Genomic DNA, 19,318 nt, shown 5'->3' on the forward strand with positions numbered 1-19,318 from the left:
GGCAGCTTGGACGCGGCCCGAGGCGGCTAGGGGCGACCCGACACCGCCGACGCCGCCCGGGGCGGTCCCGCCGGCTCGGCGGCCCGGCTCGGCTGAGCCCGACCCATCGAGGGCATGCCCGCGAGCCGCGCCAGATCGTCGGTCACGCGCTGGGCCATCTCCGAGCCCGGCTCGAGCAGCCCCAGCAAGCGGGTCCAGTGCTGCCGAGCGGTGACCCGATCGCCGCGCCGCGCCGCCGCCGCGCCGCCCAGGGCGAGCGCCTTGGGCTGGTCCGGATCCAGCGCCAGCGCGGCATCGATGGCCGTCTGTGCCGGTCCCGACAGATCACCCCCCTGAGCCGATCCCAAGGCATCGGCCAGATCGGCCTGCAGCTTCGCGCGCAGCGGCAACAGGTCCGGCGCGCCCGCCAGCGCGATCGCGCGCCGATAGGCTTCGGCGGCATCGCCGTAGCGCTCCTGCACCTCGCGCGAGCGCGCCAGCATCTGCCAGCCCTGCAGATCGTCCGGCTTCTCTCGCAGCTTCGCGGCCAGACCCTCGACCATCGCCTCGACGTCCACGCCCGTGGTCGGATGCGGCTCGACGGTGCCGACACCGGTCACGATCTCGGCGGCTGCGCGGGGATTGCCGACCTTCAGGTACACGGTCAGCGCCGCGATCGGCAGCGCCAGGCTCACCAGCGCCGCGGCGCCCAGGCGCCAGCCCCGTCCGACCTGACGCGCAGCAGGGCCAGGCGAAGGCGTGGGCTCGCCATCGGCCCGCAGCAAGGGTCGCAGCAGCACCGCCAGCACGAGCAGCAACAGCGTGGTCGAGCCAGCCCACAACGGGAACAGCGCATTCATCGGGAAGGTCCTTGTTCGAGAAGATCGGCGTCGGGAGGCTCGTCGGCGCGCGGATCGTCGACGTTCAGCGAGGGATCGAAGGCGCCGCGTCGGCGCAGCGCCAGGGCGAGCCCGGCCAGTCCCACGAGCAGCACCAGAAACGGTCCCGTCCACAACAGCCAGGTCGACGGCTGCCAGGGCGGCGAGTAGCGGACGAAGGCGCCATAGCGCTGCTCGAAGAAGGCCACGATCTCGTCGTCCGCCCGGCCGGCGCGCAGCTGCTCGCGGATGACCTGACGCATGTCGGCGGCGAGCGGCGCATTCGATTCGGCCACCGTCTGGTTCTGGCAGACGACGCAGCGCAGATGGTGCGCGAGCAAGTTCTCGCGTGCCTCCAGCGCCTCGGACAGCGGCGCCTCGGCTCGAAGTGTCCCGGTCGTCGTCGGGCTTGCGGAGAGTGCCGGCCCCGCGGTCAAGGCGAGCGAGGAGGCCGCCACGCACGCCGCGAACGCTGCAGCCAGCCCCATCGATCTCAGCGACGTCATCGACCTCTTCGACCTCTTCGACCCGATCGCCTTCATTGCAGCGCCTTCATCGCCGGCATCAGCTTGTCGCGCCAGACCTCGGCGGTCACGGGGCCTTGATGGCGCAAACGCACGCGGCCCTGGGCGTCGATGAGGAAGGTCTCCGGCACGCCTTGCACGCCGAAGTCCATGCCCACCCGGCCGTCCGCGTCCACCGCCGAGGCCCGGTACGGATTGCCGACGCCCGCCAGCAGCGCCAGCGCCGGTTCGTCCTGGTCCTTGTAGTTGAGCCCGTAGAGCGGGACGCCGTCGCGCGCGGCGAGCTGGCGCAGCGTGGGTAGCTCCTGCCGGCAGGGCTCGCACCAGGACGCCCAGACGTTGAGCATCCACACCTTGCCCTTCATGGCCGCGGTGCCGAAGCGCTGGTCCGGGGCATCGAGCACCGGTCGCACGAAGGCCGGGGCCGGGCGATCGATCAGCGCCGAGGGCAGCACCCGGGGATCGCGGTCCAGCCCCAGCCCCAGCATCAGCGCGAGCACCAGGAACAGACCGAGCGGTATCAGGAATCGCATCAGGACGCCTCCGGTCGGATGCCGCCGACGGCGGGGATGGCGCGCTCGTCAGGGCCGCGTGCGGCCCGGCTCGTGTCCGTGACGCGCGACGGGCGATAGCGCCGATCCGCGAGCCCCAGCAGACCGCCCAGGGCCATCAGCGCGACGCCGGCCCAGATCCAGGCCATGAAGGGCTTGACCTGCACGCGCACGCTCCAGCGGCCATCGGGCAGCGGCTCGGCCAGCACCACGAACAGATCGCGACGCCAGCCGACGTCGATGGCCGGCTGGCTGAGCGCGGTGCCGTCCGCGTGGAAGACGCGCTTCTCCGGATACACGCGGGCGATCTCGCCCAGCGTGCGGCCGCCGTCACCATCGAGCGCATCGACGACAAACGTGCCGCGCATGCGGTCGTGATTGGGGCCCTCGCCCGGGGTGAGCGCCTCCAGCCGGAAGCGCAGACCCGCCACGTCGACGCTGCCGCCCAGCGCCAGGGTCGCCTCGCGCCGATGCTCGAAGCCGGTCGCCAGCGTCGCGCCGAGCACGAACACGCCGACGCCGGCATGCGCGGCCAGCATGCCCCACCAGCTCGCCGGCTGGCGGCGCGCGCGACGCCACAGCGAAGCCAGCCGACCGTCCTCGTCGTTGCCAGCGCTCAAGCGCTCGACCGCATGCGCGATCGCGGCGCCGACACACCAGGCCGCGAGCACCACGCCAAAACTGGCCAGCGGCGTCCAGCCGGACATGCCGCGCGACGCCGCCGGCACCGCCCAGGCGGCGAGCGCCGACAGCGCCAGCGTGCACAGCGCGCTGGCCGCCAGCGCCCAGCGCATCTGCCGCGCCAGCTCGGGCCGGGGCGCGCGCTTCCAGCGAGCCAGCGGCCCCACGCCCATCAGCAGCAGCGCCGGGACGATCAGCGGAATCACGACAGCCTCGAAGTAGGGCGGGCCGACGGAGATCTTCTCGCCGCGCAGCAGGTCCAGCGCCAGCGGGTAGAGCGTCCCCAGCAGCACGGCCAGCGCGGCGGCGACGAACAGCACGTTGTTGATCAGCAGCAGCGTCTCGCGCGAGAGCGCCGCGAAGCGGCCGCCCAGTCCGACGTTGGGCGCCCGCCAGGCGAAGAGCAGCAGCGAGCCGCCCACCACCGCGATCATCAGGCAGAGGATGTAGAGCCCGCGCCCCGGATCGACCGCGAAGGCGTGGACCGAGGTCAGCACGCCCGAGCGCACCAGGAAGGTCCCCAGCAGGCTGAGCGAGAAGGCCGCGATCGCGAGCAGCACGGTCCAGCTTCTGAAAGCGCCGCACCGGTCGGTGACGATCAGCGAATGGATCAGCGCCGTCCCCGCCAGCCAGGGCATCAGCGAGGCGTTCTCCACCGGATCCCAGAACCACCAGCCGCCCCAGCCCAGCACGCCGTAAGCCCAGGCGCTGCCCAGCAGGATGCCCAGCGTGAGGAAGCTCCAGGCGGCCAGCGTCCACGGGCGCGACCAGCGCGCCCAGGTGGCGTCCAGCCGGCCCGAGATCAGCGCCGCCAGCCCGAACGCGAACGCCACCGCGAAGCCGACGTAGCCCATGTAGAGCAGCGGCGGATGCGCGACCATGCCGGGGTCCTGCAGCAGCGGATTCAGGTCGCGGCCTTCGGGCGCGGCAGGCGACAGGCGCGAGAACGGATTCGACAGGAAGAGCAGGAACAGCAGCATGCCGATGCCCAGCCAGCCCATCACCGCGAGCACGCGCGCGGCGTAATCGGGCGGCAGCGCGCGGCTGCGCAGCGCCACCGCGCAGCCCCAGCCGGCGAGCAGCGTCTGCCACAGCAGCATCGAGCCCTCATGACCGCCCCAGACCGCGGTGAAGCGGTAGATCGCGGGCAGCTTGGAATGCGAGTTGGCCGCCACGTACAGCACAGAGAAATCGCCGGCCAGGAAGGACCAGCCCAGCGCCGCGAAGGCCAGCAGGCTGAGCGCGCCCTGCAGCAGCGCCGCCGGCTTGGCGACGCGGATCCAGGGCTCGATGCGCCAGTGCGCGCCGATCAGCGGCAGCGTCCCCTGGACCACGGCCACCAGCAGCGCCAGCACCAGCGCGAAGACGCCGATCTCCGGAATCATGGCTGGACTCCCGTGCCGGTCTTCTTCGCGCGGCCCCGCTCGAGCGCTTGCGCGGCCTCGGGCGGCATGTAGTTTTCGTCGTGCTTGGCCAGGACCTCGGTGGCGGTGAAGGAGCCGTCATGGGCGAGCCGTCCGGAGACGACGACGCCCTTGCCCTCCTTGAACAGGTCGGGCAGCAGCCCGCGATAGGTGACGGGGATGCGCTGGGTCTCGTCGGTGACGATGAAGCGCACGCTCAATCCGTCGGCGTCGCGGCGCAGCGAGTCGAGCTCCACGAGACCCCCGAGCCGGAAGGCGGCGTCGCGCGGCGCCTGCTCGGCGTGCACTTGGGTCGGGCTGAAGAAGAAGGTGACGTTGTCGCTGAGCGCGCGCAGCACCAGCGCCGTCGCGCCGCTGAGCGCCGCGAGCCCGATCACGATGAACATCAAGCGGCGATGGCGGGCTTTCATGACGCGTTCTCCTCATCGGACGGGCGCAGCGGCGTTGCCAGCAGGCGGCGACTGCGGCGCCACAGCACGAAGATCTCGACGAAGAGGAGCAGGGCGGAGGTCCAGCCGACGGCCAGGAAGAAAGCGTGAGCGTTCATGGGGATTCCCGCAGCAGACAGCGCGCGCGAGCGAGCGATACCGCGATGGCATAGGCCCAGCAGGCCAGCGCCATCAGCAACATGCCGGTCAGCATGGACGCGGCCATGGACGGCGCGGTGTCGAAGCGGATGGAGGCGCCTTGATGGAGCGTGCTCCACCACTGGACCGAGAAGTAGATGACGGGCACGTTGACCACGCCCACGAGCAGGAGGAGGGCGCCGGCGATGTCGGCGCGCCGGGTGTCCTCGATGGCCGAGACCAACGCGAGGTAGCCCAGGTAGAGGAAGAGCAGCAGGAGCTCGGAGGTGAGCCGGGCATCCCAGACCCACCAGGTGCCCCAGGTCGGCTTGCCCCAGGCGGCGCCGGTCCACAGCGCGATGGCGGTGAAGAGCGCGCCGGTGGGCGCGATCGCGCGGGCCATCACGAAGGACAGCCGCGTGTGGTACGTGAGCCCGAGCGCGGCGTGCAGCGCGGCGACCAGGTACAGGAACATCGACATCCAGGCGGCGGGCACGTGGATGAAGATGAGCCGGTAGACCTCGCCCTGCTGGTGGTCGGTGGGCGCGACGAAGAACGCGACCCAGAGCCCCGCGAGCGCGAGCAGCGCCGCCAGTCCCGCGAACCACGGGATGACACGCGCGGCCCAGGGATCGAAGCGGACCGGCGAGGTCAGCGCGCGCCAGCGCCGGGGCGGCGCCTCGTGGCGCGGCGGGCTGCCGAGTCGGGTGGTGTGGACGGTCATGGCAAGGCGATGGAAGAGGGCGGTGAGATCGATGGCACCGGGGGGATCGACGGGGCCGCGGCGGTCATTCGACGGCGAGCCGGAGCGCGGCGCTCGCCGCCCAGGGTACGGTGACCAGCGCGACCAGCAGCACCGCGCCCAGCAAGCTCAGATGCGGCGACGCCGATAGACCGTGAAGCGATGCGACGGCCGCGCCGCTGCCGAAGATCAGCACCGGCACGCACAGCGGCAACACGATCAGCGCGAGCAACACATGACCCCGCAGCCCCAAGGTCAGCGCCGCGCCCAAGGCGCCGAGCAGCGACAGCGACGGCGTGCCCAGCAGCAGTGCGAGCGCCAGCACGCCTACGACCTCGCCCGGCAGGCCGTACTGCAACGCGAGCGGCGGTGCGACCAGCACCAGCGGCAGCCCGGTCATCAGCCAGTGCCCCAGCGTCTTGGCCGCGACTACCGCCAGCGCGCCGCCGGGCGCCAGCAGCGATTGCTCGAGGCTGCCGTCCGCCAGATCCGTCTCGAACAGCCGGTACTGCGACAGCAGCATCGCGAGCAGCGCGCAGACCCAGATCACACCTGGCCCCAGCGCGCGCAGCAGCGCCGCGTCCGGCCCGATGGCCAGCGGGAACAGGCTGGCCGCGACGACGAAGAAGGCCAGCGGACCCAGCGCGTCGGAGGGGCGCGCCGCCGTCAGTCGCAGGTCGCGATGAAGCAGCGCCAGCATCATGCGGGGAGGGCGTCTGCATGGCGGGCATGGGCGCGATGGGCGTCCAGATCCAGATCGATGAGGCGCTCCAGCGGGAGCGCGAGCGGGTGGTGGGTCGCGACGACCGCCAGGCCGCCGGAACTCAGGTGCGCGTCGAGCAGCGTATGGAAGCGCGCCTCGCCGCCGGTGTCCAGCGCCGCAGTGGGCTCGTCCAGCAACCAGAGCGACTGCCCGCTCATCGCCACACGGGCGAGCGCGACCCGGCGTCGCTGTCCTTGCGACAAGCGCCGAACCTGCAGCGGGGCGAAGTTGCGCAGGCCGACCGCGTCGAGCGCATCGCTGATCGTGCGGATGCGCGGCGCCTGGCTGCGGCCGCTGCCAGCCCCGTCGTCGAAGCCGGCGATGCGCCGAGCGAAGACCAGGTTCTCCTCAACGGTCAGATCCAGGTTCAGCCCGTTCTGATGCGCGAGATAGGCGAAGCCGCTGGGCCGGTCGATCACGCCGGTCTTGATGGGGAGCAGGCCCGCGATGGCCCGCAGCAGGCTGCTCTTGCCGCTGCCGTTGGCGCCGCGCAGCGCCAGCGCCCGACCCGCGCGCAGCTCCAGGCTCAGGTCACGGAACAGCCATCGTCCACCGCGCACGCAGCCCAGCCGCTCGATGCGCAACGCTTCAGCGCTGGGCGGGACGGTCGGCATCGTTGGGTCCGGCCGCGCTCACGCGCGCGGCGTCGTCGCCCTTGGGCACCGTCTGTCCGGGGCTGTCGGACGGACCCTCGCCGGGCGGGATGTGGGGGAGGTGGTGCGCGATGCCCTTGTGGCAGTCGATGCAGGTCTTCTCCTTGCTCGCCAGATAGGTCGAGTGCATCGCCTGCGCCCGCACGCTCTGGCGCGTGAAGTCCATCGAGTCGTAGTTGTGGCAGTTGCGGCACTCCAGCGAGTCGTTGGCCTTCAGCCGCGCCCACTCGTGCTGCGCCAGCTCCAGGCGTTTCTCCTGGAACTTCTCGCGCGTGGAGATGGTGCCGAAGATCTTGCCCCAGACCTCCTTGGACGCCTGCATCTTGCGGGCGATCTTGTAGGTCCAGTCATGCGGGACATGGCAGTTCGAGCAGATCGCCCGCACGCCCGAGCGGTTGGTGTAGTGGATGGTGCTCTTGAGCTCCGCGTAGACGTTCTCGCGCATCTCGTGGCAGCCGGTGCAGAAGGCCTCGGTGTTGGTCAGTTCCATGGCGGTGTTGAACGCGCCCCAGAACACGATGCCGCCGATGAAGCCGCCCAGCGTCAGAAAGCCCAGGCTGAAGTGCACGCTGGGCCGTCGCAGGACGGTCCAGTAGCGGTGCAGGAGCCGGATCGTGGCTTGAAACATGGCCGTCCTCCGCCCTCACTTGCGCGCGGGCGCCTTGCCGGCGTCCTTGCTGCGGTTCTGCTGGTCGCGCTGGATCAGCGCGTCGACGTCGACGAAGGTGTTGGGCACCACCAGCGGGGCCGCGTCCTGCGGGACGTGGCATTGCAGGCAGAAGTAGCGCCGGGTCGAGACCTGGCCCAGCATGTGCCCGTCGCGGTCCATGTAATGGGTGACGCTGACCGGGATGGCCTGCGACACCGCCGTCTTGGCGCGCGCATGGCAGTCCAGGCACTTGTTGAAGTTCTTGTCGACCTGGTAGCCGTCCACCCGATGCGGGATCGTCGGTGGCTGCATCGTGTAGTTGCGGGTGCGGCGCAGGTCGTCGTTGACGGCGTTGCCCAGCAGCGGCGGCTTGGTCGTCTCGAGGACGGGCGTCGGGCCGCGAGCGGCGTCGACGAAGGTCTGGCCCTTCTGCAGCCCGGGCTGCTGGGCGAGCGCGACCGCGCCCGCCAGCAGCGCCGCGCCGGTCATCAGGACCGCCGCGAGGCGGCGCAAGGTGTGCATCGTGTTCATCGCGGTCCTCCTCAGGCGATCTTGCTGATCTTGACCGCGCACTTCTTGAAGTCGGTCTGCAGCGAGATCGGATCCGTGGCGTCCAGCGTGACCTTGTTGATCAGCTCGCTGGCGTCGAACCAGGGCACGAACACCAGGCCGCGCGGCGGCTTGTTGCGGCCGCGGGTCTCCACCCGCGTCTGCATCTTGCCGCGCCGCGACGAGATCTCCACCAGCGTGCCGCGCCGCACGCCCAGCGCCTTGGCGTCGTCCGGATGCATGTAGCAGTAGGCGTTGGGCACGGCGCGATGAAGTTCCGGAACGCGCCGCGTCATCGAGCCCGAGTGCCAGTGCTCCAGCACCCGCCCGGTGGACAGCCAGAACGGGTAGTCCTTGTCGGGCGACTCGGCCGGGGGCTCGTAGGGCAGGGCGAAGATGTTGGCCTTGCCGTCCGCGTTCCCGTAGAACTGCCAGCCGGTGCCGGCTTTCACATAGGGATCCTCGCCCTCGCGGTAGCGCCAGCGCGTCTCCTTGCCGTTGACGACCGGCCAGCGCAGGCCGCGGGCCTTGTGGTACTCGTCGAACGGAGCCAGGTCATGCCCGTGGCCGCGGCCGAAGCTGGCGTACTCCTCGAACAAGCCCTTCTGCAGATAGAAGCCGAAGGCCTGCGCCTCGTCGTTGGCGTAGTTCTTGTCCAGGTCCGCGACCGGGAACTTGTCGACCTGACCGTTGCGGTAGAGCACGTCGTAGAGCGTCTTGCCGCGCAGCGCGGGCTGCTTGGCGATCAACTCCTCCGGCCAGACCTCCTCGACCTTGAAGCGCTTGGAGAACTCCACCAACTGCCACAGGTCGGAGCGCGCCTGCCCCGGCGCCTTCACCAGCTGATGCCAGAAGTGCGTGCGCCGCTCGGCGTTTCCGTAGGCGCCTTCCTTCTCCACCCACATCGCGCTGGGCAGGATCAGGTCGGCCGCGACGCCGGTCACCGTCGGATAGACGTCGGAGACGACGATGAAGTTCTCCGGGTTGCGGTAGCCGGGGTAGCCCTCCTGCGTCAGGTTGGCGCCGGCCTGCATGTTGTTGTTGACCATCACCCAATAGAAATTGAGCGCGCCGTCCTTGAGCTTGCGGTTCTGCTCGACCGCGTGATAGCCGGGCTTGGCGGGGATGGTGCCCTCGGGGATCTTCCAGATCTCCTCGGCATGGGCGCGGTGCTTGGGGTTGGCCACCACCATGTCCGCCGGCAGCCGGTGCGAGAACGTGCCCACCTCGCGCGCCGTGCCGCAGGCCGAGGGTTGTCCGGTCAGCGAGAACGGGCTGTTCCCCGGCGTCGAGATCTTCCCGGTCAGCAGGTGGATGTTGTAGACGAGGTTGTTGGCCCAGGTGCCGCGCGTGTGCTGGTTGAAGCCCATGGTCCAGAAGGACATCACCTTGACCTTGGGATCGGCGTAGAGCTCGGCCAGCGCTTTGAGCCGGTTCTTCGGGACGCCGGTGAGCTCGGCGGTGTAGTCCAGGTCGTACTTGCTGACGAACTTGGCGTACTCGTCGAAGCTGATGGGCTTGGCGCCGTTGGGATCGCCCGCGTTCTTCGCCGCCTTCTGCAGCGGGTGCTCGGGCCGCAGGCCGTAGCCGATGTCCGCGTTGCCCAGCTTGAAGTTGGCGTGCTTCTCGACGAACTCCTTGTTCACCCGGCCCGTCGTGATGATGTAGTTGGCGATGTAGTTCAGGATCGCCAGATCGGTCTGCGGCTTGAAGGTGAGCTCGATGTCGGCCAGCTCGTAGGAGCGGTGCTCGAAGGTCGACAGCACCGCGACCTTGACGTCCGGCCCGCTGAGCCGGCGGTCGGTGACCCGGGTCCACAGGACCGGGTGCATCTCCGCCATGTTGGAGCCCCACAGGACGAACGCCGTGGCGTTCTCGATGTCGTCATAGCAGCCCATGGGCTCGTCCATGCCGAAGGTGCGCATGAAGCCCGTCACCGCCGAGGCCATGCAGTGGCGAGCGTTGGGGTCGATGTTGTTGCTGCGCAGGCCGGCCTTCATCAGCTTGACCGCCGCGTAGCCCTCCCAGACCGTCCACTGGCCCGAGCCGAACATGCCCACCGCCGTCGGCCCCTTGGCCTTGAGCGTCTTCTTGCACTGCTCGGCCATCACGTCGAAGGCCTGGTCCCAGCTGATCGGTGTGAACTCGCCGTCCTTGGCGTACCGGCCGTTCTTCATGCGCAGCACGGGCGTGGTCAGCCGGTCCGCCCCATACATGATCTTGGACAGGAAGTAGCCCTTGACGCAGTTCAGGCCGCGGTTGACCTCGGCCTCCGGGTCGCCCTGCGTGGCCACGACGTGGTTGTCCTTGACCGCGACCTGCACGTGGCAGCCGGTGCCGCAGAAGCGACAGGGCGCCTTGGACCAGGTCAGCTTGGACGCGTCCGCGGCCACGCTGCCGTCCTGGGCCAGGACCTCGATCGGAATCCCCGCCACCGCGCCCGCCGCGACGGCGGCGGAATGGCGGACGAAATCACGTCGTGTGCTCATGGTCGAACTCCTTGTCCATGTCGGTGGCCGCCGTGACGCGGCCGTTGTCGTTGTCGAGGCCGTGAAGCCCCTGATTGCCGTGAACGCCGCCCTCGTCGGCGTCCTGCCCTGGCTGGGGCTCCGGCTCGATGTGCTGGTAGACCAGCGCCACGTTGACCACGCCGCGCAGCTGCTGCATCGCGCGGACCTGGTCGAGGATGTCGTCGGCGGTGGAACCGTCCAGCGTCACGACCAGCTTCCCGGCGTCCGAGCGGCCGTGAATGCGCGCGCCGGGCAGGTCCTGGACCGCCGACGCGACGTCGTCGAGCAGGCGTGGCTGCGCCTGCACCACCACGCTGGCGATGTGCATTTCAGAAGTCATGGGCAACCCGTGGGGTTGAGGCAATGGATGCGGTCGGGCACCCGCCGGTGGGGCCGATCGCTGCGGGGGGGACGGCGCGGATGGACGCGCCGTGGTCGTCCAGGACTAGCTGCCTGGAGGGCCCGCGAACATCTGGTAGATCCAGACGATGAAGCCGTAGCTCGCGACGGTCAGGACCGCCAGCACGGGCGCCATGACGACGGAGAGGAAGATGAAGCTGCGCAACTCCTCGGACCGCGTGGACGGGGCCGTGGAGGGCTTGGGGAAGGTTGGCATGAGGCTGCTCCCTGAGCGTCGTCCCCTGTGCCTACCGGCATCTTGTTTGTTCGAAGGGCGACGGAAAGGCTTATATCTGGACGCGGGAATTGCTGTCAACGCCGCGTCACCCGTGTCCGACGAGCGGTATCGGCAGGCGTCGGTCGAGAGCGGGGCAGACTGCGAGGACATGGGCGCGATTCTTCGCCGGCGGGGCCGGGGGCGCATTGACGAGCGTCAAGGGCGCGAGCGCTGAGGCGCGATCAACGCGCGGCGGCGTTCAGGCGGGGGTCATGTCTTGCCTGCGCCATCGAAGGAGCGGTCGAACGCGGGTGGAACAGCGGAACGCCGACGGCGCGTGGATGCGCCTGCGCGATGCCCCTTCAGAATGGGACTTGGGTCAGGACTGGCGCACGCGGATGCGCAGTTCGCCCTCGAGCAGCAGGCCTTCCTCGTGCAGCAGCTGCAGCAGCGTGGGCTGCATGTGGCGCAGCTTGGCGGCGATGGCGGCGTTGTCGGCCACCAGGGTCCAGCCGTGCTCGTCCAGCGTGCCGGCCTGGACGAAGCGCTTCATCGCGCCGGGCAGGGCGACCCGGACCGTCTCCAGATGCTTCTGCGACAGCGCCAGCCGCTGACCCAGCCGCGCCAGGATGCCGTGGCCGGACATCGCCCGGCCGAAATCCATCGGATCGGGCGTCACGGGCTTGGGGCGTGGCGGCAGGTAGCGGGTGGCCATGGGAGGCAGTGTAGTCCGGGGGCGCCTGCTAAACTCCGCCGGTTTTTCTCCGTGTCGACGCTTGCAGATGAGGGCTCACGCCCTCAGTTGAGCCTGATCGCGCGGACCCGCCCGTCGTCATCGGGGTGGCCGCCTGTCTTCCCGGGCTCACCCGCCCGGCGTCACGGCCAGGCCTGACGGGGCCCTTCACAGAAATTCGTAAAGCTGCATGTTGCCCAAGCTTTTGACCCAGATTTTCGGCAGTCGCAATGAGCGCCTGCTCAAGACCTATCGCCAGGTCGTCCAGCGGATCAATGCGCTGGAACCGCAGTTCGAGGGCCTGAGCGACGAGCAGTTGCGCGCCAAGACCGAGGAGTTCAAGCAGCGCATCCAGAACGGCGAGACCGTCGACGACCTGCTCCCCGAGGCCTTCGCCGTCTGCCGCGAGGGCAGCAAGCGCATCCTGAAGATGCGCCACTTCGACGTGCAACTGATCGGCGGCATGGTCCTGAACGCCGGCAAGATCGCTGAAATGCGCACCGGCGAGGGCAAGACGCTGATGGCCACGCTGCCGGTCTATCTGAACGCGCTGACCGGCAAGGGCGTCCACGTCGTGACGGTCAACGACTACCTGGCTCGCCGCGACGCGGAATGGATGGGCCGGCTGTACAAGTTCCTCGGCATGACCGTGGGCATCAACCTGCCCAACATGCCGCGTGACGAGAAGCAGGCGGCCTACGCCGCCGACATCACCTACGGCACCAACAACGAGTTCGGCTTCGACCTGCTGCGCGACAACATGGTCTACGAGGTCCGCGATCGCGTGCAACGCGGCCAGGCCTACGCCATCGTCGACGAGGTGGACTCGATCCTGATCGACGAGGCCCGCACCCCGCTGATCATCTCCGGCCAGGCCGAAGACCACACCCAGCTCTACGTCGCGATCAACGCGGTGTCCCCGCAGCTCAAGCGCCAGATCGGCGAGCTGGACCCGCGCACCGGCGAGGGCGTCATCGAGCCCGGCGACTTCACCGTCGACGAGAAGTCGCACCAGATCTATCTGACCGAGGATGGCCACGAGAACGCCGAGCGCCTGCTGTCGCAGGCCGGCCTGCTGGCCGAAGGCGCGTCGCTCTACGACGCCGCCAACATCACGCTGATGCACCACCTGTACGCGTCGCTGCGCGCGCAGCACGTGTACCACCGCGACCAGCATTACGTCGTCCAGAACGGCGAGGTGATCATCGTTGACGAGTTCACCGGCCGCCTGATGACGGGCCGCCGCTGGAGCGACGGTCTGCACCAGGCCGTCGAGGCCAAGGAAGGTGTGCAGATCCAGGCCGAGAACCAGACGCTCGCGTCGGTCACGTTCCAGAACTACTTCCGCCTCTACGGCAAGCTGTCCGGCATGACCGGCACGGCCGACACGGAAGCCTATGAGTTCCAGGAGATCTACGGTCTGGAAACCGTGGTGATCCCTCCCAATCGTCCGACGATCCGCAAGGACGAGCTGGACCTGGTCTACAAGACGACCAAGGAAAAGTACGACGCGGTCATCCAGGACATCCGCTCGTGCCACGAGCGCGGTCAGCCGGTGCTGGTGGGCACGACGTCCATCGAGAACTCGGAGCTGGTGGCGCAGCTGCTGACCCAGGCCAAGCTCCCGCATCAGGTGCTGAACGCCAAGCAGCATGCGCGCGAGGCCGACATCATTGCCCAGGCCGGTCGTCCGGGCGTGATCACCATCGCCACCAACATGGCGGGCCGCGGCACCGACATCGTGCTGGGCGGCAGCATCGAAAAGGAAGTCTCCGCGGTCGAGGCCGACGAGTCGCTCTCGCACGCCGACAAGGAAGCCAAGATCGCCGCGCTGAAGGCCGCCTGGCTGCCCGTGCATGAGCAGGTCAAGGCCGCCGGCGGTCTGCGCGTGATCTCGACCGAGCGTCACGAGAGCCGCCGCATCGACAACCAGCTGCGCGGCCGTTCCGGCCGTCAGGGCGATCCGGGCTCCTCGCGCTTCTATCTGTCGCTGGACGACCAGCTGATGCGCATCTTTGCCGGCGACCGCGTGCGCGCGATCATGGACCGGCTCAAGATGCCCGAGGGCGAGGCCATCGAGGCCGGCATCGTGACGCGCTCGATCGAGAGCGCCCAGCGCAAGGTCGAGGCCCGCAACTTCGACATCCGCAAGCAGCTGCTCGAGTACGACGACGTCTCGAACGACCAGCGCAAGGTCATCTATCAGCAGCGCAACGAGATCCTCGAGGCGCAGGACATGCTGGAGCAGATCGCCCACCTGCGCACCGGCACGCTGACCGACGTGGTGCGCGGTTTCGTCCCCGAGGAATCGCTCGAGGAGCAGTGGGACCTGCCGGCGCTCGAGCGCGTGCTGCGCGACGAGTGGAAGCTGGACATCGGCCTGGGCGAGATGCTCAAGAAGAGCGAGACGCTGACCGACGAGGACATCCTCGAGGCTGTGCTCAAGGCCGGCGACGCGGCGTTCCAGGACAAGCTGGACCGCGTCGGCCTGGAACAGTTCACCCCGTTCATGCGCATGGTCCTGCTGCAGAGCATCGACCAGCACTGGCGTGAGCATCTGGCCTCGCTGGACTACCTGCGCCAGGGCATCCACCTGCGCGGCTATGCCCAGAAGAACCCCAAGCAGGAATACAAGCGCGAAGCCTTCGAGCTGTTCTCGCAACTGCTGGACGCGGTGAAGCTGGAAGTGACCCGCGTGCTGCTGAACGTGCGCATCCAGTCCCAGGAGGAGGCGACGGCCGCCGCCGACGCGATCGAGCAGCGCGCCGAGAACGTCAGCAACGTGACCTACACGCATCCGAACGAGGATGGCTCGGTGTCGCAGGACGCGGCACCGGTCGCGGGCGGCACGCAGGCCGTGCCGGGCGAGTGGGGCCATGTCGGCCGCAACGATCCCTGCCCCTGCGGCAGCGGCAAGAAGTTCAAGGCCTGCCACGGCAAGCTGGCCTGATCGGCCGCTTCTGATCAGCCGCTTCGAGCAGGACCGCGACCCGCTTTCGGCGGGCTCGACGACCACGGCGCTCACTCACGGGCGCCGTTTTTCATGCCCGCCCAGGCGTGAGCAATGTCACGGCTTCTCTTCGGTTGACCGCTTTTCCCCCCTCGGCGCGGGGGACCGTCGGCGGAACCCCGCCGATACAGTGCAAGGCAATACCTGCCCCCAGGGCGCTTGAACGGACTTCCACGGGATTGCCATGAAGCACATCGCACGCCTCACCCTCGCCGCCGCGCTGGCCGCCGGCGCCGTCGCCGCCCAGGCCTCGGTCGTGACCGCGGCGCAGTCGGTGGCGCTGCAGCAGAGCTCGACCGCCAACACGCTGACGGCCGGCTTCTCCACCGTGCACACCGTGGCCGGCGAGTTCATCGACACCTTCACCTTCACCGGCTGGAGCTACCAGTCGCTGTTCAACGGCAGCCTGACGACCATCGGCTCGACCGCGATGCTGGACATCGACTTCATCACCGCCACGATCAACGGTGTCAGCTACAAGTTCACCGTCACGACCTACGGCCGCAACCTGGACGGCATCGAGCAGGGCAACCTGCCCAACACCGCGATGAACGGCCCGCTGGTGCTGACCGTGCACGGCATCGCCGGCAGCGGCCTGGCCGCCGGCACGGCGATCAACGCCAGCTACTCCGGCACCGTGAACGTGACCAAGATCCCCGAGCCCGCCTCCATGGCGCTGGCCGGCCTGGGTCTGCTGGGCCTGATGGGCGTGCGTCGCAAGGCCGCCAAAGCCGCCGCCGGCAAGGCCTGACCCCGATCGTCCCGGTCACGCCCCGCCCCAGCCCAGAACACGCCACAACGCGTCCAGAACAAGATTCGGAGGAACTTCATGTCCCTGACCCAACGCTTCGCTCCCGCGCTCGCTTCCGTGATCGTCGCCTCGCTGATGGCGCTGTCCGCCACGGCCGCCAGCGCCGCCTCGCAGGACCAGACGCAAGACCTGACGCTCACCGGCAGCGCCGCCACCGGCTACACCGCCGCGACCTCCAACATCCATCTGGAAGCCGGCAGTTTCGAGGACACCTTCCGCTTCAAGGCCACCAGCCCTTCGCTGTTCGAGTTCTCGCTGGTCACCATGGGCGCCAACCAGGACCAGCTGGTCAGCTTCAGCAGCGTGTGGCTCAACGGCACGCAGCTGACGCTGACGCCGGTTCCCGGCAGCGCCGGTCTGACCTACGGCAACCTGTCGACGCCGGTCTACGGCGACCTGGTGCTGACGGTGAAGGGCTATGTCGGCGGCACGCTGGTCGCGGGCAGCCCGACCGCCGCGAGCTACTCCAGCACCTTCAACCTGGTGCCGGCCTCCGCCGTACCGGAGCCGCAGAGCTACGCGCTGTTCCTGGGCGGCCTGGGTCTGATGGCCGTGATGCTGAACAAGCGCCGCAAGCAGCGCGCCTGATCGACGCCTCCTCGCTCCCGCCCGCCACGCCCCGCCTTGTCGGGGCGTTGTCGCTTCTGGAACCGGAGGGCGCTCCTACAATCCTGCGTTCCATTCTGGAAGTTCCTCCACCTCCTCCAACGCTCGACCGCCATGCCCGTCAACCTGACCGCTCCCGACCCGCAATCCCTGCTGCCCGTGCCCGGCGTGCGCCTGGGCGTCACGATGGCCGGTGTGCGCAAGGCCAACCGCCGCGACCTGACCGTCATCGCGCTGGACGAGGGCGCCAGCGTGGCCGGTGTGTTCACCGCCAACCGCTTCTGCGCCGCGCCGGTGCAGGTCTGCCGCGAGCATCTGGCCGCGGGCGCCGAGATCCGCGCCATCCTCGTCAACACCGGCAATGCCAACGCCGGGACCGGCGCCGACGGCCTGGCCCGGGCGCGCCAGAGCTGCGAGGCGCTGGCCAAGGAACTGGGCATCCAGCCGCAACAGGTGCTTCCGTTCTCCACCGGCGTGATCATGGAGACGCTTCCTGTCGACCGCATCGTCGCCGGCCTGCCTGCCGCGATCGCCGCGCTCAAGGCCGACAACTGGGCCGAGGCCGCCGCCGGCATCATGACCACGGACACGCTGCCCAAGGCCTGCTCCAAGCAGGTCACGATCGGCGGCAAGACGGTGACCATCTCCGGCATCTCCAAGGGCGCCGGCATGATCCGTCCCAACATGGCGACCATGCTGGGCTATGTCGCCACCGACGCCGTCATCGCGCCGGAGCTGCTGCAGCCCCTGGTCAAGGACGCGGCCGACCAGTCCTTCAACCGCATCACCATCGACGGCGACACCTCGACCAACGATTCCTTCGTCCTGATCGCCACGCACCAGGCCGGCCATGAGCGCATCACCTCGCTCACAAGCGCCGAAGGCCGCGCGCTGCGCGACGCGGTGGTGGACGTCTCGCGCCAGCTGGCGCAGGCCATCGTCCGCGACGGCGAGGGCGCGACCAAGTTCATCTCGGTGGTGGTGCAGGGCGGCAAGGACGAGGACGAGTGCCGCAAGGCCGCTTACGCGATCGCGCACTCGCCGCTGGTCAAGACCGCGTTCTTCGCCAGCGACCCGAATCTGGGCCGCATCCTGGCGGCGGTCGGCTATGCCGGCATCACCGACCTGGACCAGAGCCTGATCGACCTGCATCTGGACGACGTGCACGTCGTGACCCAGGGCGGCCGCCGTCCCGAGTACAAGGAAGAGGACGGTCAGCGCGTGATGAAGCAGAGCGAGATCACCGTGCGCGTGGGCTTGAACCGCGGTACGGCCGAGACCACGGTCTGGACCTGCGACTTCAGCCACGAGTACGTGACGATCAACGCGGACTATCGGTCCTGATCGAGCTCAGAAATCCACCGCCCGCGCCCGCATCCCGCGGGCCAGCAGCGTGGCGTTGATCAACTGCGCTTCCTCGCGGGTGGCGAAGGGCCACACCGCGGCGCGCCAGCCGTCCTTGGTCTGGAACACATCCGCATTGGCCGGCCCCGCGCCACCCATCGTCACCGCGATCATCTCGCGCATACGGGCGAGCTGAGCCTCGGCGTCGGCCTTGCTCTTGACGGGCAGGCCCACGAGCGCGACCGGCTTGCCGCCCGGCGCCATGCCGCGTTTCATCAGGCTGGTCAGCCCCACGTCGTCGACGGCAAGGCGCTTCTCGGCCTCCGTCACCGGCGCAGACGAGCCGGGTTTGGCCGCCTCGGCGGCCTTGTCCTTGGTGTTCGGTGACGCCGCCGATGGCTTCGCGTCCTTGCCGCTCTTGGCGTCCTTGCTGTCCTTGGCGCTGCTGCCGTCCTTGGACTCGGCCGGTACGGTCACGGCGGTCGACTGCTCGCGCTGGGCACGGTCGACACCGCTCTGCAAGGTGGGGCGGATGTTGGGGATGGCGCCGCTGGCGACCGGCGACGATGCGCTCGCCGTCACCGCCGGAGCGGCCGATGCGGATGCCTCCGGCGCGCTGGCCGACGCCATGGTCTCGGACGCGGCTTGTGCGGCGGAGGCCGCCGATGCCGCTTCAGCCGCTGCCGCGCTGGCCGCGAGTGCTTCCGCCGCCGAGGCCGCGGACGCCGCCTGTGCCGCCGCCCCGGCCGACGCCGCCTCGGCCGCCGCGATGGCGGCCTTCTCTTTCTCCGACGGTCCGGACGGCCACGCCGCCCAGATCGCCACGATCAGCATGAGCGCCGCGACACCGCCGACCACGCCCAGCCGCATCGGATCCAGCGCCCGTTTGCCCAGCACCTGATCGCGCCGTCCCACCAGCACGCGGCGACGCGCCGGCCCCAGGTCGAAGGCGGCGCTCAGCAGCACCAATTCCATCGGCCATGCACCAGGCTGGTTCGCTTCGCCCGCCAGGGCCTCATCGTCGATCTCGACGCGGCGCAGCGGCAGCTCGTCCGGTGCGCTGGTGAAGCCGTTGTCCAGCGCCAGGGCGGCCACGTCGGGCGCCTTCAGCCCGGGAATGAATTCCTCGCGCCAAGCGGGTCGGGGGCCGCTGGCGGGGGCGGCCGCGCGCTGCCAGGGCCAGCGGCGCCTGGGCGTGGCGGGCGCCGCCTCGACGGGCGCCTCGGCGGCGGGCGCCTCCAGGCTGGGCTCCTTGGGGAGGGCCTGCGCCATGAAGGGCAGGGCCACGGCACCGACGGTGTGCACGTCCTTGATGCCCAGCCGGCGGGCCAGCGGATGCTTGTTGTGCCAGTTCACCAGCAGCCAGGCGACGACGTCCGGCGACGGGCCTTCCCACGGCGCGGCGGGCGCCGAAGGCGTGGGCGGCGCGGGCTCGGAGGCGGGCGGCGCGGCGTGCGGGTCGTCGTCGGGCGAGGCGGGGGTATCGTCCATGGCGCCGGCCATTGTGCGTCAGGCCCCGCCCCTCGATCCGCCGACGATCCGGGGGATTGCGGCGGTGTTCCGGGCTTGGCAGGCTGTCGACGAACCCGCCCCGGGAAGCGGGCATGGGACTTGTATGGTGATGCGCATGCCGACGTTGCCGCCCGAAGCTCCTCTCCCACCGAGCCCTCCCGACACACCGCCCGCGCCGAACGCGGCGAGCGTGCCGCGTGCTGGGGCACCCGTGCGC

Annotated in this window: 20 protein-coding genes; 4 read left to right on the top strand and 16 right to left on the bottom strand. The window is 69.6% G+C overall.

Annotated features, from left to right (window positions below):
* Positions 1-26: 26 nt before the first annotated feature.
* From ABDW59_RS01950 to ABDW59_RS02020, 15 genes are all read right to left on the bottom strand, one after another.
* Positions 27-839 (bottom strand): hypothetical protein, encoded by an 813-nt coding sequence (locus tag ABDW59_RS01950; protein ID WP_343627683.1) that lies wholly within the window; start codon positions 837-839, stop codon positions 27-29.
* Positions 836-1,399 (bottom strand): cytochrome c-type biogenesis protein, encoded by a 564-nt coding sequence (locus tag ABDW59_RS01955; RefSeq protein ID WP_343627685.1) that lies wholly within the window; start codon positions 1,397-1,399, stop codon positions 836-838. Before ABDW59_RS01955 ends, ABDW59_RS01950 begins: the two co-directional genes overlap by 4 nt.
* Entirely contained in the window at positions 1,396-1,914 is a 519-nt protein-coding gene (locus ABDW59_RS01960; protein ID WP_343627686.1) for a DsbE family thiol:disulfide interchange protein, read from the bottom strand. The genes ABDW59_RS01955 and ABDW59_RS01960 overlap by 4 nt, the downstream gene beginning before the upstream one ends.
* Positions 1,914-3,998, bottom strand: coding sequence for a heme lyase CcmF/NrfE family subunit (locus tag ABDW59_RS01965; protein WP_343627688.1), 2,085 nt, complete (start codon positions 3,996-3,998; stop codon positions 1,914-1,916). The genes ABDW59_RS01960 and ABDW59_RS01965 overlap by 1 nt, the downstream gene beginning before the upstream one ends.
* Positions 3,995-4,447, bottom strand: a complete 453-nt coding sequence (gene ccmE, locus ABDW59_RS01970) for a cytochrome c maturation protein CcmE (protein ID WP_343627690.1) — start codon at positions 4,445-4,447, stop codon at positions 3,995-3,997. Before ccmE ends, ABDW59_RS01965 begins: the two co-directional genes overlap by 4 nt.
* Positions 4,444-4,584: a hypothetical protein gene (locus tag ABDW59_RS01975; RefSeq protein WP_343627691.1), complete on the bottom strand. Its 141-nt coding sequence runs from the start codon at positions 4,582-4,584 to the stop codon at positions 4,444-4,446. The genes ccmE and ABDW59_RS01975 overlap by 4 nt, the downstream gene beginning before the upstream one ends.
* Entirely contained in the window at positions 4,581-5,327 is a 747-nt protein-coding gene (gene ccmC, locus ABDW59_RS01980) for a heme ABC transporter permease CcmC (protein WP_343627692.1), read from the bottom strand. Before ccmC ends, ABDW59_RS01975 begins: the two co-directional genes overlap by 4 nt.
* 64 nt (positions 5,328-5,391) lie before the next feature.
* On the bottom strand, positions 5,392-6,045 hold the full coding sequence (ccmB, locus tag ABDW59_RS01985; protein ID WP_343627693.1) for a heme exporter protein CcmB: 654 nt from the start codon (positions 6,043-6,045) through the stop codon (positions 5,392-5,394).
* Positions 6,045-6,722: a heme ABC exporter ATP-binding protein CcmA gene (gene ccmA / locus ABDW59_RS01990; protein ID WP_343627694.1), complete on the bottom strand. Its 678-nt coding sequence runs from the start codon at positions 6,720-6,722 to the stop codon at positions 6,045-6,047. The genes ccmB and ccmA overlap by 1 nt, the downstream gene beginning before the upstream one ends.
* Complete coding sequence (locus ABDW59_RS01995) at positions 6,697-7,389, bottom strand: cytochrome c3 family protein (protein WP_343627696.1); 693 nt, start codon at positions 7,387-7,389, stop codon at positions 6,697-6,699. The genes ccmA and ABDW59_RS01995 overlap by 26 nt, the downstream gene beginning before the upstream one ends.
* A 15-nt stretch (positions 7,390-7,404) precedes the next feature.
* On the bottom strand, positions 7,405-7,941 hold the full coding sequence (locus tag ABDW59_RS02000) for a nitrate reductase cytochrome c-type subunit (RefSeq protein WP_343627698.1): 537 nt from the start codon (positions 7,939-7,941) through the stop codon (positions 7,405-7,407).
* An 11-nt stretch (positions 7,942-7,952) separates the two neighbouring features.
* On the bottom strand, positions 7,953-10,448 hold the full coding sequence (gene napA, locus ABDW59_RS02005) for a periplasmic nitrate reductase subunit alpha (protein ID WP_343627700.1): 2,496 nt from the start codon (positions 10,446-10,448) through the stop codon (positions 7,953-7,955).
* Positions 10,432-10,809 (bottom strand): chaperone NapD, encoded by a 378-nt coding sequence (locus tag ABDW59_RS02010; protein WP_343627702.1) that lies wholly within the window; start codon positions 10,807-10,809, stop codon positions 10,432-10,434. Before ABDW59_RS02010 ends, napA begins: the two co-directional genes overlap by 17 nt.
* 105 nt (positions 10,810-10,914) lie before the next feature.
* On the bottom strand, positions 10,915-11,085 hold the full coding sequence (gene napE / locus ABDW59_RS02015) for a periplasmic nitrate reductase, NapE protein (RefSeq protein ID WP_343627703.1): 171 nt from the start codon (positions 11,083-11,085) through the stop codon (positions 10,915-10,917).
* A 379-nt stretch (positions 11,086-11,464) separates the two neighbouring features.
* The gene (locus ABDW59_RS02020; RefSeq protein WP_343627704.1) at positions 11,465-11,800 is read right to left on the bottom strand and encodes a hypothetical protein; all 336 of its coding nucleotides are present in this window, start codon (positions 11,798-11,800) and stop codon (positions 11,465-11,467) included.
* A 208-nt stretch (positions 11,801-12,008) separates the two neighbouring features.
* Between ABDW59_RS02020 and secA the strand changes: the two genes are divergently transcribed.
* The 4 genes from secA to argJ all read left to right on the top strand — a co-directional run bounded on the left by secA (position 12,009) and on the right by argJ (position 17,589).
* Entirely contained in the window at positions 12,009-14,768 is a 2,760-nt protein-coding gene (gene secA / locus ABDW59_RS02025; protein WP_343627705.1) for a preprotein translocase subunit SecA, read from the top strand.
* 244 nt (positions 14,769-15,012) lie between these two features.
* On the top strand, positions 15,013-15,579 hold the full coding sequence (locus tag ABDW59_RS02030; protein WP_343627706.1) for an FxDxF family PEP-CTERM protein: 567 nt from the start codon (positions 15,013-15,015) through the stop codon (positions 15,577-15,579).
* A 78-nt stretch (positions 15,580-15,657) separates the two neighbouring features.
* The gene (locus ABDW59_RS02035; protein ID WP_343627707.1) at positions 15,658-16,227 is read left to right on the top strand and encodes an FxDxF family PEP-CTERM protein; all 570 of its coding nucleotides are present in this window, start codon (positions 15,658-15,660) and stop codon (positions 16,225-16,227) included.
* A 132-nt stretch (positions 16,228-16,359) separates the two neighbouring features.
* Complete coding sequence (gene argJ / locus ABDW59_RS02040) at positions 16,360-17,589, top strand: bifunctional glutamate N-acetyltransferase/amino-acid acetyltransferase ArgJ (protein ID WP_343627708.1); 1,230 nt, start codon at positions 16,360-16,362, stop codon at positions 17,587-17,589.
* A gap of 6 nt (positions 17,590-17,595) precedes the next feature.
* Here argJ and ABDW59_RS02045 read toward each other — a convergent pair whose 3' ends face one another.
* Complete coding sequence (locus ABDW59_RS02045; protein ID WP_343627710.1) at positions 17,596-19,080, bottom strand: hypothetical protein; 1,485 nt, start codon at positions 19,078-19,080, stop codon at positions 17,596-17,598.
* Positions 19,081-19,318: the final 238 nt, after the last annotated feature.

This window comes from Roseateles sp., from assembly GCF_039595295.1.
In the GTDB taxonomy this organism is placed as follows: Bacteria; Pseudomonadota; Gammaproteobacteria; order Burkholderiales; family Burkholderiaceae_C; genus Roseateles.